The organism is Alkalibacterium sp. m-11, from assembly GCF_054658155.1.
Genome location: NZ_BAAGIR010000013.1, coordinates 1 through 17,933 on the forward strand (window position 1 = coordinate 1; position 17,933 = coordinate 17,933).

General features: G+C 43.0%; 14 protein-coding genes. All 14 read right to left on the reverse strand.

What is annotated here, in order from left to right; all coding sequences use genetic code 11:
* Positions 1–122: 122 nt before the first annotated feature.
* The 14 genes from uvrA to ACYQ2O_RS02900 all read right to left on the reverse strand — a co-directional run bounded on the left by uvrA (position 123) and on the right by ACYQ2O_RS02900 (position 17,832).
* A complete protein-coding gene (uvrA, locus tag ACYQ2O_RS02835) occupies positions 123–2,954 on the reverse strand; it encodes an excinuclease ABC subunit UvrA (protein ID WP_346025280.1) in 2,832 nt (943 codons plus the stop codon).
* Between the two features lie 160 nt (positions 2,955–3,114).
* On the reverse strand, positions 3,115–3,780 hold the full coding sequence (locus ACYQ2O_RS02840) for a YfbR-like 5'-deoxynucleotidase (protein WP_346025279.1): 666 nt from the start codon (positions 3,778–3,780) through the stop codon (positions 3,115–3,117).
* 51 nt (positions 3,781–3,831) lie between these two features.
* Entirely contained in the window at positions 3,832–4,974 is a 1,143-nt protein-coding gene (locus ACYQ2O_RS02845; protein WP_346025278.1) for a cation transporter, read from the reverse strand.
* Positions 4,975–4,978: 4 nt separating this feature from the next.
* The gene (locus ACYQ2O_RS02850) at positions 4,979–5,272 is read right to left on the reverse strand and encodes an ArsR/SmtB family transcription factor (protein WP_346025277.1); all 294 of its coding nucleotides are present in this window, start codon (positions 5,270–5,272) and stop codon (positions 4,979–4,981) included.
* Between the two features lie 259 nt (positions 5,273–5,531).
* Complete coding sequence (locus ACYQ2O_RS02855; protein WP_346025276.1) at positions 5,532–6,734, reverse strand: PDZ domain-containing protein; 1,203 nt, start codon at positions 6,732–6,734, stop codon at positions 5,532–5,534.
* A gap of 144 nt (positions 6,735–6,878) precedes the next feature.
* On the reverse strand, positions 6,879–8,060 hold the full coding sequence (locus tag ACYQ2O_RS02860; RefSeq protein WP_346025275.1) for a C40 family peptidase: 1,182 nt from the start codon (positions 8,058–8,060) through the stop codon (positions 6,879–6,881).
* A 70-nt stretch (positions 8,061–8,130) separates the two neighbouring features.
* Positions 8,131–9,018, reverse strand: a complete 888-nt coding sequence (gene ftsX, locus ACYQ2O_RS02865; protein ID WP_346025274.1) for a permease-like cell division protein FtsX — start codon at positions 9,016–9,018, stop codon at positions 8,131–8,133.
* Positions 9,008–9,694 (reverse strand): cell division ATP-binding protein FtsE, encoded by a 687-nt coding sequence (ftsE, locus tag ACYQ2O_RS02870; protein WP_346025273.1) that lies wholly within the window; start codon positions 9,692–9,694, stop codon positions 9,008–9,010. Before ftsE ends, ftsX begins: the two co-directional genes overlap by 11 nt.
* A 584-nt stretch (positions 9,695–10,278) precedes the next feature.
* Positions 10,279–11,386, reverse strand: a protein-coding gene (gene prfB / locus ACYQ2O_RS02875) for a peptide chain release factor 2 (protein WP_346025272.1) whose coding sequence is annotated in 2 segments (ribosomal slippage) — positions 10,279–11,313 and positions 11,315–11,386 — 1,107 coding nt in all. Because the reading frame shifts where the segments join, the coding sequence is not laid out codon by codon here.
* Positions 11,387–11,457: 71 nt separating this feature from the next.
* The gene (gene secA / locus ACYQ2O_RS02880; protein WP_459795938.1) at positions 11,458–13,923 is read right to left on the reverse strand and encodes a preprotein translocase subunit SecA; all 2,466 of its coding nucleotides are present in this window, start codon (positions 13,921–13,923) and stop codon (positions 11,458–11,460) included.
* Positions 13,924–14,098: 175 nt separating this feature from the next.
* Positions 14,099–14,668 carry a ribosome hibernation-promoting factor, HPF/YfiA family gene (hpf, locus tag ACYQ2O_RS02885; RefSeq protein WP_459795939.1) on the reverse strand — a complete coding sequence of 190 codons (570 nt, stop codon included), beginning with the start codon at positions 14,666–14,668 and terminating at the stop codon, positions 14,099–14,101.
* A 149-nt stretch (positions 14,669–14,817) separates the two neighbouring features.
* The gene (locus ACYQ2O_RS02890; protein WP_459795940.1) at positions 14,818–15,510 is read right to left on the reverse strand and encodes a ComF family protein; all 693 of its coding nucleotides are present in this window, start codon (positions 15,508–15,510) and stop codon (positions 14,818–14,820) included.
* Entirely contained in the window at positions 15,507–16,583 is a 1,077-nt protein-coding gene (locus ACYQ2O_RS02895) for a DEAD/DEAH box helicase (protein WP_459795941.1), read from the reverse strand. Before ACYQ2O_RS02895 ends, ACYQ2O_RS02890 begins: the two co-directional genes overlap by 4 nt.
* A 391-nt stretch (positions 16,584–16,974) precedes the next feature.
* Positions 16,975–17,832 (reverse strand): DegV family protein, encoded by an 858-nt coding sequence (locus tag ACYQ2O_RS02900; protein ID WP_459795942.1) that lies wholly within the window; start codon positions 17,830–17,832, stop codon positions 16,975–16,977.
* Between the last annotated feature and the right edge of the window lie 101 nt (positions 17,833–17,933).

The window sequence follows — 17,933 nt, forward strand, 5'->3', positions numbered from 1 at the left end:
GGGACTGCCTTTTGAGCCTACCCATATCCGATTCCTCTGTCTGCATGAAATCTGTGCAGACAAGAATGGAGTTCGTAGGAAGCCCCCACTTCAAAATCCGGAGGATTTAAGTGGTGGGTAGTTCACTGCGGGACTTTATCCAGGATAGATTTCAGGAAGTGGCCCGTATAACTTTTTTCACACTCTGCGATTTCCTCAGGTGTACCTGTTGCAATAATCGTTCCCCCACCGGCTCCACCTTCAGGTCCCAGATCTATAATATGATCCGCTACCTTGATGACATCAAGGTTGTGTTCGATAACAAGAACGGTATTTCCTGCTTCAACCAGTCGGTCGAGAACTTCCAGCAGACGGGCAATGTCATCGGCATGCAGGCCTGTCGTCGGCTCATCTAGAATATAGAAGTTGTGGCCATTCTGACGTTTATGCAGCTCACTGGCCAACTTCATTCTTTGAGCTTCTCCTCCTGATAATGTCGTAGCGGGCTGACCAAGAGTCATATAGCCTAAGCCGACATCAATAATCGTCTGAAGTTTCCGCTCGATTTTTGGAATATTAGAGAAAAAGTCGACGGCTTCTTCAATCGTCATGCCGAGCACTTCTGAAATATTCTTTCCTTTATACTTTATTTCAAGTGTTTCTGAGTTGTAGCGTGTCCCGTGACAGATTTCGCACGGAACATATACATCAGGCAGGAAATGCATCTCGATTTTCAGTATGCCATCTCCTCTGCACGCCTCACACCGTCCGCCCTTGACGTTGAAGCTGAAGCGTCCTTTTTTGTATCCACGCATCTTGGCTTCATTCGTTTTGGCAAACAAATCTCTGATGTCATCGAATACACTCGTATAGGTCGCCGGGTTACTTCTAGGTGTTCTTCCGATTGGACTCTGATCGATATCGATGACTTTTTCAAGCTGTTCATATCCTTTGATCGACTTATATTTGCCAGGACGAGCTTTGGAACGCCCTACTTCACGTGCCAGAGCCTTTTTCAGTATCTCATTGACCAATGAACTTTTACCTGAGCCGGATACCCCTGTGACGGCTGTGAATCGTCCTAAAGGAAAAGTGACATCCACATTTTTCAAGTTGTTTTCGGCCGCTCCTTTGATTTCAATCGTCCCGTGATCTTCGTGTCGTCGTTCAGCAGGGACAGGAATGGCTTTCTTGCCGGATAGATATGCCCCGGTGATAGAATCAGGATGCTGTTCGATTTCTTCAGGCGTACCCATAGCAACCACTTCTCCCCCGTTTTCTCCGGCACCGGGACCAATGTCAATCAGATAGTCAGCTGCCCGCATGGTATCTTCGTCATGTTCTACGACAACCAGGGTGTTACCAAGATCTCTCATTTTTTTTAGGGAATCGATCAGTCGGTTATTGTCCCTCTGATGAAGCCCTATAGACGGCTCATCAAGTATATAGAGTACGCCGGACAGATTCGATCCAATTTGTGTCGCAAGACGAATACGCTGAGCCTCTCCACCTGACAAAGTTCCTGCTTTTCTGTTCAAAGTCAGATAATCCAGACCGACATTACGAAGGAATGACAACCGGTCCTTGATTTCTTTCTTAATTGGGGCAGCGATTGTCGTATCTGTGTCAGAAAGAGAGAGCTCATCAAAAAAGGTGTGTGCTTTTTCAACTGAATAACTGCTGACATCTCCGATATCTTCTCCTCGAACCTTGACTGACAAGGCCTCTCTGTTGAGACGTTTCCCATGACAGACATGACATTCCAGTTCTGTCATATACTGCTGCATCTGATTGCGGGTAAAGTCACTGTTGGTTTCATGGTATCGTCTCGAGATGTTGTTCAGGACTCCTTCAAAAGGAATCATTGTGTCTCTTACACTTCCAAAATCATTTTTATAATGAAAATGGAATTTCTTGGTACCTGATCCATTCAATACGATAGTCTGTTTCTTCTTAGGCAGAGCCTCAAAAGGCACAGTTGTATCAATGTCAAAAGCATCACATGCCTGGGACAGCATCTGAGGATAATAATTGGAACTGATCGGCTGCCAGGGCAGTATCGCTCCATCATCCAGAGACAGGCTTCTGTCCGGAATCACAAGATCAACATCTACTTCAAGTTTTGTTCCAAGACCATCACATTCAGAACACGCACCAAATGGCGCATTGAATGAAAACAGTCTAGGTTCTAACGGCGGAAGAGTAAAGCCGCAGACTGGACAGGCATAGTGTTCACTGAACAGAATCTCTTCTTGATCGATGATATCAGCTATGACATAGCCGTCTGCCAGTGACAGCGCCGCTTCAACAGAATCAAACAGTCGGGAACGGATACCATCTTTTACTACGATACGGTCAATGATGACTTCGATCGAATGTTTTTTATTCTTATCCAGTTCAATCTCGTCGCCGATATCCATGACTTCGTTATCCACTCTCAGTCGGACATAACCTTCACTTTTGATTTTCTCAAGCACTTTTTTATGCTGTCCCTTTTTCTCTTTGACGATCGGAGACAGGATCTGCAGACGTGTGCGTTCTGGATACTCCAGTATACGATCAACCATCTGTTCGATGGACTGACTTGATATTTCAGTGCCGTCGTTCGGACAGATCGGCTTGCCTATACGGGCATACATCAGGCGCAGGTAGTCATTGATTTCAGTAACCGTTCCTACTGTCGAACGGGGGTTGTTACTCGTGGTTTTCTGGTCAATGGAAATTGCAGGACTGAGCCCTTCTATGCTGTCGACGTCCGGTTTGTCCATCTGACCTAAGAACTGTCTAGCATAGGCAGACAGCGACTCAACATAGCGCCGCTGTCCCTCTACATACAAAGTATCAAATGCCAGCGAACTTTTTCCCGATCCTGACAACCCCGTCATTACAACCAGTTTGTCTCTAGGAATCGTCACATCCACATTTTTAAGATTATGCGACCTTGCGCCTCTCACTTCTATTTTATCGTTTGCCATTCTATTGCCTTCCTTTGCCATTGATCTAATTTATCACGCTCATGGTATCTTTATTGTACGTTTTTCATTCTGAATATTCGACTATTTGACTTGGTCTGGCGGTACATAAAAAGGAAAGAGCGTACCCTTTCCTCCAAATTACTCTGATAGTATATCACACTCACTCTCCTAAAGCGAATGTTTGTTCTATATTATGGTGCTTGAGTATTTTTTCTGAAATTTTCTCAAGTTCCGACTGATTTGTAAATTCACCGCTGAGCAGATCAGGCAGAATTTCAGACAGAATATATTTTACAGAGACCATTTCTTTAAATTCCAGAATGGTATCAAGTGACTCCTGATAGATTTCAGTAAAGAGATTCTCTGGATTACCTTTCTGAATTTCCCCGAAGGACTCATATAAAAGATCGACCTTATCTGCAACTGACAGAATTTTTCCTTCAAGGGTATCATCTTTCCCTTCTTTCAAACGTTCATAGTATATCGCCTGAAACTCTTTAGGAATTTCCTGCTCAATGAAATGATGCGTCATTGATTCTTCTACGTTTGCCAGCCGCTCTCTTAAGTCCGGATCGGCATATTTGACAGGCGTTTTAATGTCCCCAATAAAAATCTCGGCGTAGTCATGATTAAGTGCTTTTTCATACAAGGCTTTCCAGTTGATTTCATTGCCGTGATATTCTTCTACTGTCCCCAGAAACTGAGCAATTTTTGTGACTTTGAATGAATGTGAGGCAACAGAATGTTCCTCGAACTTAAACTTTCCCGGGCAGCGGTATATTTTTTCCAGATCACTTAAACTTTTAAAATATTCATGCATTCCCATAATGTATCTCCCCCTGTTTGTGCCTAAAGTTACTTTATACTAACAACTATCTTACCCGTTTTCAAATCTTTTTTTCAGAATGTCAGCTGGGTCATAAACAAACTCGATTGTGCTGTGAGTAATATTCTTCTTGACCAGTTCCTGTCTGATGCTTGTCTTGACCTCTTCGAGTCGCTTCTGATCAGAGCAGCCTGTACTTAATGTGACTGTCAGTGCATGTTCCCGCCCGTCGATTGACCAGATATGAAGGTGACTGATATTCGTTACTTCTTCAGACCGTATGAGCAGCTCTTCAATTGTCGGCCTAGAGATATTTTTGGGTGTAGCTTCAAGAAAGACTTGAATCGTCTCTTTGAATAACGGCCAGGTCTTGATCATAATGAAGAGAGCAACCGCTACCGATAAAAGAGGATCAAGGTAATACCAGTCGGTAAAATGTAAAGTGACGCTGACTGCCAATACACCAAGCCATCCCAGTAAGTCTTCGATCATGTGCAGATTGATAAGGGATTCGTTATGTGAGTGTCCTTTACTCATGAGCCACGCAGCAAAACCGTTCGCTCCAATTGCAGCTATAGCGAGCCATAACATCCCCTGATAATTGACTGGTTCCGGCGAAAATATACGTGGAACAGAATGAAAAATAACAAGTGCAGACCCACCAATCAGAACAACAGATGTAAGCAGAGCCCCAAGAAGGGAAAAGCGCTGATGGCCGAAACTGTACTGGTCATTAGCTTCTTTACCTGATAGTCTTTCAAAATATCCTGCTGCCCCAACGGATAAAGCATCACCTAAGTCATGAACGGCATCACTAACGATGGCCATACTATTAAATAGAAAGCCAAAAATAAATTCGATAATCGAGAACATGAGGTTCAAATAGAAAACAACCGTGATTTTAGTTGTTGCTGACTGACTCTGCATGCCTGTCAGTCCATGATGATCGTGGTCGTGATGTCCATGCTGATGATCAGTTGAATCAGTCTCCTCATGACTGTCAATTAATGTCAGTTTATTAAACTCCAGTATTTTAAAAATTGCCTTTAGGTCCGCTTTACTTTCATCCACAGTGAGCTCTCTGTGATCATAATCAATGCTGACTGCTGCATCGTGCTGACTCGCATTGATTCTTGTCTCCAGTTCGGTACTGCAGTTCCCGCAGTGCAGTCCTTTGATCTTATACGTTATCATATGATTACCTCTTTTCATTTGCATGGGATATGACTTGTGTGAGTAAGTTATAGACATGGTCATCAGCTAGAGAATACACCCTTTTTCTGCCTTCTCTTCTAACACCTACAAGCCGGACATTTTTCAGTATCTTGAGCTGGTGAGAGAGCGCTGACTGTTCAACCTCAAGGCTTTCAGCCAGTTCAGTCACGCTCATTTCAGAATCAGAAAGTGCATAAATTATTTTCAGACGTCCAGGATCACTTAATGCTTTAAACAGATCAGTCACTTCGCTGATTGTTTCACCGGAAAGGGACATAGACATTCTCCTTTTACATAATACGTATTTTTTAAATATGAACAACTTTTCATATGTACATTTTACCATGTATTCGCAATTTATCAAGCCTTTAATAAACACGTCTGTAATAAAATATTCTCCGGTTCTATATTGCTCTTAATGTGCAGACAAAAACAGCACGGTCCTGACTTCCTGAATAACTGCAGGAAAGATCAGAACCATGCTGTTTTAATTTTATCTCAAATTGTCACCATTGAATCCAACCTGTGGACATCATTTATTTAACCAAACTAATTTCTTCCAGGAGAACAACACCGAGATCATGAGGATCGTTTTCATACAGTGCGGTTTCTGTCATGACCAGCTCACCATCAACACGTTTTATCTTAAGCTTGCAGTAGGAGCGGCTCAGAAAGAGGGATTCGGTAAAATCTTCCGCACGTTCAAGTTTTTTCTGGTTAGACTCCAGTATCGTATCCCCAATTTCAATGTCCATTTTTTCGGCAGGACTGCCGGGTCTTACGCCTACTACACGCAGGCCTTCTTCAGCAGGTCCAAACCGGAAGTTCCATTTCCTTTCCCGAAGTCTGTGTCTATAAAGCACAATCACTCCACCAAGGAGAAGGACAGCTAATCCTACAGCTGCTAGTTCAACCTGCCAGAAAGTTAGTGCAAACAGGATGACGCCTATGACGGATAAGCTGACAAAGTCTTTTACCAGCAAGTTCTTAGCCTGTGTCGGCATCTGAGCCTGTACTGTATACCTGAAGCCTACCAGAACAGGCAGGATCAGAAATGAATAGGGCTGACCGCCGATTGAAAAAACAGGCCACCAGTCAAACAGTTGGGTGAAGGTAGTCCCGGGAACGACAACCACTAGAGGAATCAGCCATAATGGTGTCATACGGTATCGGGCAACGAGTTTTCCTCGCTTCGTTTTCAGAAAGCGTGGAGTAAACTGATTGATTTTAGCTATATGAAGAGTAAGAATCGTGCTCAGTAAAACTAGGATAACCAGTCCCAATATCGGTTGCAGCCCCTGAAAAGACAAACTGTCTCCTTGTATGAGCGGGCTGTTGAACTGACCGACAATTACTGTGAGACTCATATTCTCTGGCACGAAAAAACCCAGAGCAAGAATCAGTAATGCTGAGAGACTGAACGTAAATACCGGATGAAGAAAACGGTAGCCGAAACCAAGCATGAGCAGCGTAACGATCTGATAGGCAATGATCCAGTCAAGACTGACCGGAAGTCCCGCAATGAAAGAAACAGCAGACAGGATGGCCCCTGGTATCAGTCCCCATAAGAAGAATCGCTTCAGTTCATAATGGTCCTTGTATATGCTTGCTCTTAATTGATGACGTGCGTACTTGAAACGTCTGCTCTTCGCTATAAAAACGAGTGCAATTCCGACAAGAAAGATCGGCTGTAAGATGAATAAAACTAGTGCGAGTAGAATATTTTGCAATACGGTCATGCTGGTCATCCCTTCTTTTCTTTCTCTTCATCATTTTATCATACCCACTTGGAAAATAGGGGCCTGTTCTGACAAAAACTTGAGGATAAATAAAAAAACCTTTCACTTATCGATAATAATCGATGAATGAAAGGTTTAAATAATTTATGGACGTCCAAAACCTGCTACATAGTTAGACCAGTAACCTGATGTAAATGAAGCTACTGCTACGCCAGTGGAAGTCTGTGCACCAATAAAGCGGCCCCCACCAAGGTAAATACCTACGTGGTCGACTGAACCTGACTGGTTGAAGAAAATCAGATCCCCAGGCTGCGCTTCTGACAATGAAACACGTCTGCTGGCTCCGAACTGTGCTGCTGCACTTCTTGGAATGCTTCTTCCAGCACGACGGAAAACAAACTGGGTATAACCTGAACAGTCGAATCCTGCAGGTGTCGTACCGCCATATGAATAAGGGGATCCTGTCAGACTATGTGCGTTACTGATCACCCCACCTGATGCGGCTGGTGCTGCAGGCTCTGCTTTTTCTTCAGCTGGCTTGCTGGAAGAACTAGTACTGACCTGTTCTTCCTCAGTCGCCTGTGACACATTGACTGGAGCCGCTGATTCAGCAGCTGTTCTTGATGTCTGAATTTCTTCCAGACGACGCTGACTTTCACGCTGCTGTGCTAAGAATGCTTCTCTTTCTTCTCTTACTTGGGAGCGTTCTGCTGCAATGGCAGCCATCATCATTTCCTGCTCGGCTTGATTTTCTTCCAGCTGAACTTTAGAATTTTCCAGGTTGGCAGCCAAAAGAGTCTGTTCTTCCTGTTTTTTGATAGTCAGACGTTCATTTGCTGCAATCAGCTCTTTGTCCTCTATCTGTTTTTCCATAAGATTCTGGTTCGCAGAAAACAGGGTGTTCACCACATCGATACGCCCGAACGCATCGCCAAGTGACTCGGAATCTAAAATAAATCTGAGAACATTTCCGGATTGTCCAGTGACTTGCAACGCACGAATTTGAGACTGAAGCTGCTCTTCTCTCTGTTCAATCTGTTTAGAAACGGTACTTATTTCTTTCTGAATTGCCTGCAGTTCGTCGGTTGTTTCCTGAAGCTGCTGAACCAATTCTTCAGCTTCCTTTTCAGTCGCTTCGATTTTTTCAGCAATTTCTTTCAGTCTCTGTTCTGCTTCTTCTTCCTTCGAATCAAGAGCGTCCATTTGTTCAGAGTAGTCCCCTTCTGTAAGAGGAGTAGCCTCTGCTTTAAACGGTATTCCACTCAACACAGTCATTCCAATTATCCCTGCTACAATCGCATTCTTAAATTTACTTCTAATATCCACGTCTGTCTGCCTCTTCTCTGCTATTTTGTTTTTATATGTACGAGAGGGAAGCCCCTCTCCTTAAATGATCTTAAACTTTCAGGAATTTTCTGATGGATAGTGATGATCCGACACTACCAATGACGACACCGATCATCAGAAGAAGTGCAACTAGCTGAATCAGGAACGGATTTGGTTCCAGTAAGGCAAAATAGGTTCCTGACAGATAAGTCATGATGGTATCAAATCCACTAAGATAAATATAAGAGATGATTGAAACTGGTATCAGTGCTCCGATAAACCCGATAAGCGCTCCTTCAATGAGGAACGGCCAACGGATGAACCAGTTTGTCGCACCAACTAGTTTCATGATCTCGATTTCGGTTCTTCTTGAGAAAATCGTCATCCTTATCGTGTTCGCAATTAGGAAGACAGCTGTGAAAATCAGTGCAACAATGATAACTGCTCCGACATTCCTCACAGTAGCCATGACTTCGAACAATCGGTCAGCCGTCGCACCGCCATAGTTTACATCCGCTACAAAGTTCATGTCTTCAGTCTGGTCAGCTACGTCCGATGTAACTTCAGGTGCTGCGGTATTGACGATGAACACATCGTGAAGCGGGTTGTCATCACCCTCAAACAGACCAAATTCGTCACCGTAACTTCCGATAACCTGACTCAGTTCGTCATCTCTGCTTGAGAATACAACCTGTTCCACTTCATCCAGCTCTTCAAGGTTCTGCTGCAGAGCTTCCTGATCTTCTTCTTCAGCTGCCAGATCGATATAAACTCTGACACTAACATCTTCTTCAACATCTGTTGCAAGTTTATTGACGTTCATCAGGATTGCGATGAAACTCCCTACAAGAAGCAGGGTAACTGCAACTGCACTGACCGCCGCGAAAGTCATCCATCCGTTACGTTTAATACTTTTAAATGATTCTTTAATATGTCTCCAGAATGTTCTAGCTTTCATATCCGTATCCCCCTTCTTCCTGGTCACGGGCAATACGGCCGTTTTCAACTGCCAGTACTCTATGCCTTACTCGGTTCACAATGTCACTGTTGTGCGTTGCCATGATGACCGTTGTTCCCCGATTGTTGATTTCTTCAAGCAAATCCATAATCCCCCATGCTGTTTCAGGGTCTAAGTTACCCGTCGGTTCGTCTGCGATTAGCACTCGCGGCATATTAGTAATTGCTCGAGCAATCGCTACACGCTGCTGTTCTCCACCGGACAGTTCATTTGGAAACATGCGAACTTTGTGTTTCAGTCCAACAAGATCGAGGACTTCCAGTACACGTTTCTGAATCTGTTTCGGATTTTTACCAACAACCTGCATCGCATAAGCGACGTTCTCATATACGGTCAGTCTTGGCAGGAGTTTAAAGTCCTGATAGACCACGCCGACATGTCTTCTGAGGAAAGGTACTTTCTTAGCTTTCAGTTTCACTAAGTCAAATTCCCCTACTTTTACATTTCCTTTAGTTGGAACTTCTTCTCTGTAAATCATTTTTATAAAAGTAGATTTACCCGCTCCACTTGGACCTACAACATATACAAATTCACCTTGGTCGATTCTTACATCGAGACCATTTATAGCAGTGATGCCATTAGGGTACTTTTTGTAGACATTAGTCATTTCTATCATTAAATAATCACCTATCTATTGAAATTTTAACTTCTTAACTTCTGGTCTGCTATGTGTGTGGCTTATTCCAGCCTTCATTAGTATATCATCGGGAAAACAGATGTCTGTTTTAAAACAATTACAAAAATATTTCATTGTAAGGAAATCGTATTATTATAGTGTAAATAACATGTTTTATATAACCTAATTCAACACACCTCCCCACTTTTAACTTTATTTTAATCATAAATGGGAAATTATATTATAAACACAACGGATATTCTTTTTTTTTGGGATTAACAAACCAAATCGTTTGTTACATACATAAATACACGTTTGACATATAATTATGTCCGATTTTTGACAATTCAGGACATATTGATAACTGTTCACTTGCTACCTAATAATACTTATATTAATGAATATTTAAATCAGGCGAGGAGTTCTATTTATCTTTTCAAATGCTGCTGAAAATGTCTGCTGTCCAGCCCTATAATTTTACTTAGTACTAAATTCTGAACAATAACAATAAAAGAATGATCCGATTTTCATCCGTACCATTCTTTTATATGCATATTTATCCCTGATTATAATAAACAGGTAATTTAAGAGCGATTCATTGAGGCTCGAAGATAAGACTCGATAAACGGATCCAGATCCCCGTCCATAACGGCATCAGTATTACCCGTCTCGTAATTTGTCCTGTGATCCTTCACCATCGAGTAAGGATGGAACACATAGGATCTGATCTGCGAACCCCACCCTATTTCTTTTTGTTCTCCTCTTATTTCATCCATTTCTTTCTGTTTCTCTTCCATTTCTTTCTGATACAGTTTAGCTTTCAGCATATTCATAGCTGTTTCTCTGTTAGCCAGCTGTGATCGTCCAGCCTGACTGGATGCGACAAGTCCTGTTTCTTTATGAGTGATTCTGACAGCTGACTCTGTTTTGTTGATGTGCTGTCCTCCTGCTCCACTCGCTCTGAATGTATCGACTCTTATATCATCCGGGTTGATCTCGATATCAATATCATCATTGATTTCAGGTGTCACATCAATTGAGACAAATGACGTGTGACGGCGACCACTTGAATCAAATGGAGAGATCCGCACTAGACGGTGGACCCCTTTTTCAGCTTTCAGCATACCATATGCATTCATTCCTTTAACCAACAGGGTCACACTCTTGATACCAGCTTCATCACCACTCTGGTATTCAAGCACCTCATAACTGAAGCCTTTCTTATCGATCCAGCGTGTATACATGCGGTAAAGCATTTCACCCCAGTCCTGAGATTCCGTTCCGCCGGCACCAGGATGAAGCTCGATAATCGCATTGTTCTTGTCATACGGCTCGCTAAGCAGCATATCCAGCTCAAACTGCTCGACTGCTTTATCAAGCTCTGATAATGTCATTTCTATTTCTTCTCTTATATCCGGATCATCTTCATCCCTTAGCATGTCCATTAGAAGTTCTACTTCTTCAGTTTTTGCTTCGAGTGATGCGAATGACTGGTATACACTTTTCACTTCATTTGCTTCTTTGATGACTTTCTGGGCAGACTCCTGGTTGTTCCAGAAATCGGGGTCCGCCATCATATGATCATACTCTGCTATATCTGTTTCCAGCGTCTCTAAGTCAAAGAGACCCCCTGAAGTCTTCAACCTTCTGTTTGGCTGAAGTTAATTTTTGAGACATTTCACTAATTTCCATAGTCATCCTCCATTTAATCGTAAGGAAAAGGAACAGATCGTGTTATCCGTTCCTTTCTCCCACTATTCTTCTTATCCCATTCTCGTATGTGTATCTTCATCGTGAGAATAGGTTGGTTTTTTATTTTTTCGACGGACATTCTGTTTCTTCCCGCCATTAGGTGTAACCTGTTCTCTTTGCAGGTTCTGTCTGATTTGAGATTTCATCAGCAGACGAGTCACTTCGTACTCGATCTCTCCAATCATTTCCTCAAACAGAGTAAAACCTTCCTGCTGATATTCGGTCAGTGGATTGAACTGTCCATATGAACGCAGTCCGATTCCTTGACGCAGCTGATCCATCTGGTCGATATGATCCGTCCATTTACGGTCAACGACTCTAAGGATAACCACTTTCTCAAATTCAAGGACCTGTTCCTTACCGTTAAGCTGAGATGTTTTCTCATCGTAATTGGCACGGGCCAAATCGACTAGCAGGTCAGTGATCTGAGAAGCCGACTTACCTTTAAGGTCATCCTGTGTCAGGTCTTCTGGATGAACAAGTACAGTATGCGCAAATTCTTCAATGTGTGCCAGATTCCATTTCGTTCTGTCTTCCTGCTGAGTATTCAGCTGAACATAACGCTCGATCGTTCTTCTGATCATCGGAAGCGTGACATAACCAAGTGATTCCTGTTCCAGAATCACTTCCTGACGCTGAGAATAAATGACTTCACGCTGTTCTCTCATGACATCATCGTATTTCAAAACATTACGACGGGTATCATAGTTGTTCCCTTCCACACGCTTCTGAGCTGATTCCACTTGTCGGCTAATCATTTTACTCTGGATCACAGCATCGTCTTCTGCAATTTTTAACCGCTCGAGAACCATGCGGATACGTTCTGAACCGAATCGTTTCATAAGATCGTCTTCAAGAGAGAGATAGAATTGTGATACTCCCGGATCTCCCTGACGGCCGGCACGTCCACGCAACTGATTATCGATACGTCTGGATTCGTGACGTTCTGTCCCGATAACTGCCAGTCCCCCGAGTTCTTTGACTCCAGGTCCCAGTTTGATGTCAGTACCACGACCAGCCATATTTGTTGCGATCGTTACCGCACCAGGTTGTCCAGCATTCACGACAATTTCAGCTTCTCTGAAGTGATTTTTAGCATTCAGTACTTCATGAGGCACACCGGCTTTTTTAAGCAGCTTGCTGATCAGTTCTGATGTTTCAACTGCAACCGTACCGACAAGTACTGGCTGACCTTTGGCATGACGTTCTTTGATGTCCTGAACCACTGCATTGAATTTACTCTCAAGAGTCGGATATAGAAGATCGTCACGGTCGTCGCGGATAAGCGGACGGTTCGTCGGAATAGCTACAACATTCATATTGTAGATTTCTCTGAATTCTTCTTCCTCTGTCTTGGCAGTACCCGTCATCCCTGACAGCTTCTTGTACATACGGAAGTAGTTCTGGAACGTGATCGTGGCCATAGTTTTGGATTCTTTCTGGATCTCAACATTTTCTTTCGCTTCGATCGCCTGGTGAAGTCCGTCAGAGTAACGACGCCCTTCCATGATACGACCCGTAAACTGGTCAACGATTTTTACTGCACCTTCGTCAACAACATAATCGAAGTCCTTGTGCATGATAAAGTTTGCTCTCAATGACTGATCCAGGTGATGCACTAAGGCCTGGTTTTCGATGTCGTACAAGTTGGAGACACGGAAAGTCTTCTCAGCCTTTTCAATCCCTTCTTCAGTAAGGGAAATCGATTTGGACTGAAGATCGATTGTGTAGTCTTCCTCTTCTTTCAAGCCTTTTACGAAGAAGTCACAGCGCGTATAGAAAGAAGTCGAACGATTGGCCTGACCGGATATGATCAGAGGCGTTCTCGCTTCATCAACGAGGATCGAGTCGACCTCATCCAGGATCGCAAAGTTCAAAGGACGCTGAACCATCTGTTCTTTATACACTACCATGTTGTCTCTTAAATAGTCGAATCCCAGTTCATTGTTTGTAGAATAGGTGATATCGCATTTATAGGCTTCTCGTTTTTCTTCAGATGATTTCGAGTTCAGATTCAGCCCGACAGTCAGTCCCATCCAACGGTAAAGTTCACCCATTTCATCAGCATCACGTGTAGCCAGGTAGTCATTGACTGTAACAACGTGAGCTCCTTCCCCTGAAATTGCATTGAGGTATACAGGCATAGTCGCTGTCAGTGTTTTACCTTCACCGGTTTTCATCTCGGCGATATTTCCTTCGTGAAGAGCAATCCCCCCCATTAGCTGAACTCTGAATGGATAAAGTCCCAGGACTCTTCTCGCTCCTTCTCTGATAGCTGCAAAGGCTTCTACCAGCAGATCATCCAGGGATTCTCCAGCAGAATACCTCTTTTTAAACTCTTCGGTTTTAGTTTTCAGTTCATCGTCAGACAGTGCTTCCATATCGGCTGACAATGCTTCAATTTTATCGGCGATTTTCCCATATCGACGTAACGTTTTTTTATCGTTCTCAAAAATCTGCTTTAATAAATGAGCCATGAATACAAATCTCCTCTATTCGTTGATTCTTCGTACACTTCCGGATTTTCTCATACTTTATTATCATACCACTATTATCCTGCAAAAAAAAGGCTTGAGAGTTTATATCCACAGCAGTGTTCTGTTTTTGTTCATAAAAAAGGCGGACATGCTGCCCGCCTTTGGAAACGATGAATCAATCTGTTTCGATCAGTCCATATTTTCCGTCTTTACGTTTATATACGATGCTTGTTCCATTAGTATCTGCATCTTCAAAAATGAAGAAGTTATGTCCCAGCATGTCCATTTGAAGCACCGCTTCTTCTGCATCCATCGGTTTCAGACTGAGACGTTTTGTTCTGACGATCGATGCGCTCAATTCTTCTTCGTCGTCGCCTTCAATGTTCAGATCTGCCCATAAGTCCGACTCGGCTTGCTGATGCGCAACTACGCCTTGGGAACGGCGGTTTTTTCTATTGATTTTAGTTTTATATTTTCTCATTTGTCTTTCCAGTTTATCAATGACTAAATCTACGCTTCCATATAAATCTGGGGAAGTTTCCTCTGCACGAAGGACAACATACGGAAGTGGTATAGTAACTTCTACTTTTGCTGTTTTGTCAGAGTATGTCTTCAGATTGACGTGTGCATTAGCTTCAGGAACATCCTTGAAATATTTCTCGATTTTCCCTACCTTTTTCTCCACATACTCTCTAATTGCCTGAGTCACCTCAATGTTTTCTCCTCTAACATTGTATCTAAGCATAATACTTCACCCTTCCAAATCTAGTATAATATAAGTTGTAATTATACAACCAATATTATCATCAAGCAATTATATTCCTTTATTGCTTATTTCAATTATACATGAGAGCGATTACTTTCTCAACGAAATTGTATCTGGACTTCTCTTCATTATCTGAATAGTGAAAAGGACCGGATAGAAGAAGGCTCCATCGGAAGAATCAGGTCTAAGGCATGATAAATTGTCCGACCAGTAGTGTAGATATCATCTACCAGCACAACTGGTTTCCCTCTAATCAGTCCGCCATGACAGGGATCTATATCAAAGGGCTGCGGACTTTCAAGACGCTGTTTCCTGTTTTTTCCTGACTGTCTTCCACATTGATATCTGTTTACCAAAACTGAATTGTACGTGACTCCCGAGACAGCCAGAAGTAGCTCTGTCTGGTTGAACCCCCTGGCAGAATAACTTTCTTTGGATACAGGAATGGGAATAATCAACGCTGTCTGTCCTATTTTTCTGAAATACTCTTTTACTTCTTTAACGAAAAGTTCGGCAATGACGCAGTCACCTGTGAACTTGAACTGTTCGATGATCTGGCTGGCGAATTCGTTGTAAGCGTACATTGCCTCGTGAATATGAGTGTGTCCCTGATATGTCTTCTGCCAGCTTAGACAATCCAGGCAATAATCGGTCTTGTCTTGAATACGGCTGCATCCTCTGCACGTCAGTTGATCATTCAGACTCTCCAGTTTCTCTCTGCACTGAAAACATAAGGTGTCGGGTTGCAGTTCAAAGCGGACCAGCGCATGTATTGTCAGGGTATTCGAATGAATCGTCCCGCACCATTTACATCTGCTCATAAGAGGAGTCCTTTCTTTTCTGCTTGTCTGTTCATCTGTCTGATCTGTTGTACTGCTCCCTTGGAGGATCTGGTCCACTCTTCAAGATAAAAAGTCACTTTGCCTTCAGGATAGTCAGCAGACCGACCGGCCCTTCCTGCAATCTGTACAAGAGCCGATTCCGTGTAGACATCGTGGTCGGCAGCAAGAACGATGACATCGATATTTTTGAATGTTACGCCTCTTTCGAGAATAGTGGTTGTTATCAAAAATTGCAGCTCTCCTTTCCGCATGGACTCTACTTTTTCTTTTCTGAATGGATCCTGAGCATGGACACTTTCAAATCTGGTGGTACTGAAAAATCGTCTTAGAGCTGGCAGAATGCTATCCATCAGTCTGATGGTCGGGATGAACAGCAGAAACTTCTGTCCCCGAGAAATAAGCATCAGAATCTGTCTGCAGACTTTGGAGGCGGATATATCACTCATAGAAAATATGTCTTTTCCCCTGATGATTTTCGGCACAGGAAGCGGGTAGCCGTGATAGCGCGCAGGCAGGATACTGGCTTCGATCTGACCCTTTGCAATTTTTCTCTGCAGCTTCCTGTCAGGTGTAGCCGTCAGATAAATAGTACTGGACTGTTTTTTAATTGCCTTTTCTGATGCATAGTACAGTCCTTCATTCTGATAATAAGGAAAGGCGTCAATTTCATCTATAATCAGTACGTCAAAAGCCTCCTTAAATCGAAGGAGCTGATGTGTCGTTGCAATCACCAGCTGAGTGTAGATATAGACAGACTCCTCTCCTCCATAAAGCAGAGCAGTCTGAATATCAGGAAAGGCTGCTTGAATCCTTGGAGCCAGTTCCAGACAGACATCTATTCTGGGTGAAGCCACGCAGACTCTCTTTCCCGCCTCCAATGCCTCACTGATTCCTTTAAACAGCATCTCTGTTTTACCAGCTCCAGTAACGGCCCATACCACACGATCTGTATATTCTTTAATAGAGAGAACAATTTCTTTAGATGCCTTTTCCTGCTGCTCCGACAAACTCCCCTGCCATTTCAAATAGGGTACGGGCTTTTTTGAAAACAAATCTGCCGCTTCACAGGTCACTAGTTTATCGCATGCTCTAACCTTTCCTAGCTGAATGCAGTACCTACAGTAGATACAATTGTTCCCGCAGATACAGGGGTATATTTCAGTAAGCTTGGATAAAGACCCACACCTGCTGCACTGAGCTCGTCTTTTAACTATATGAAATGCCGGACGTAACGTACACTCCGAGAGGTCACTTTCTGTATACTCAGTGAGCAGATCACTGAGCAGAAGTTCCCTGCCAATCAGATTAGTCAGGTCCACCTATCTTACCTCCTCTTTTTATCATAGTTTTCCGCTAACTAATATATTGTCCGTCTATTTTAAAACTCACGAAAAAAGGCCACCACTTTGGGTGACCTTTGAATAAATATATAAATGCTGTGGCTTACATTCTGGAGTAATCTTTCGTCCAGGACATTCCGATAGCTCCTTCGCCAGTATGAACGCCGACGACGGGTCCCAGAAAACTGAAGTTGAAGCGGACAGTCGGATACTTTTCTTCCAAGGATGCCATGAATTCTCTGGCTTCTTCTTCACAGTAGGCGTGGACAACAGTCGCCTGAATAGGAAAATGAGAGTTTTTCACAGACTCTTCAAAGACACTCTCCATCTTTCTGACTGCTTTTTTCTTGGTTCTGATTTTGTCGAATGGAATAATCTCTCCAGCTCTCATCGTGAGAACAGGTTTTATCTTAAGCAATGTCGCGACTCCCCCGGCAGTTTTAGACAAACGTCCACCTTTTATAAGATTTGTCAGATCATCGACAACGAAATAGATTTCAGTCTCTGATTTCAGTTCTTCCATACGCTCAATAATATCGTTTACTGATTTACCCAGCTTGGCCATTCGTGCAGCTTCCTTGACCTGAAAAGCCAGTCCTGCTCCTGCCAGACCTGAATCAACCGGGTGGACTGAAATACCTTGTATAGATTTCGCAACGCTGAACGCGTTCTGGAAAGTCCCCGAAATCCGGCTGGACAGATGGATACTGATGATTGCATCATAGTCATCTTGCAGACTTTCATACAAAGCCGTGAAATCCCCTACAGTAGGCTGCGAACTCGTCGGCAGCTGTTCGGCTTCTCTAACTTTTTCAAAGAATTCATCCGTAGTCATATCGATTTCTTCTTTATATACTTTTTTCCCAAAGATACAGGATAAAGGTACAAAATGAATATTTTCCTCTTTGTACTCCTGCTCATTTAAGTACGCCGTGCTATCTGTTACAATCACAATACGCATATTTAATTTTTCACCTCCTATTATATGAGTTGACCTGGTAGACTCATTCAGCCCATTCCTGGCTGACTACGTCTCATATAAAAGACTGACTTCTATTATAC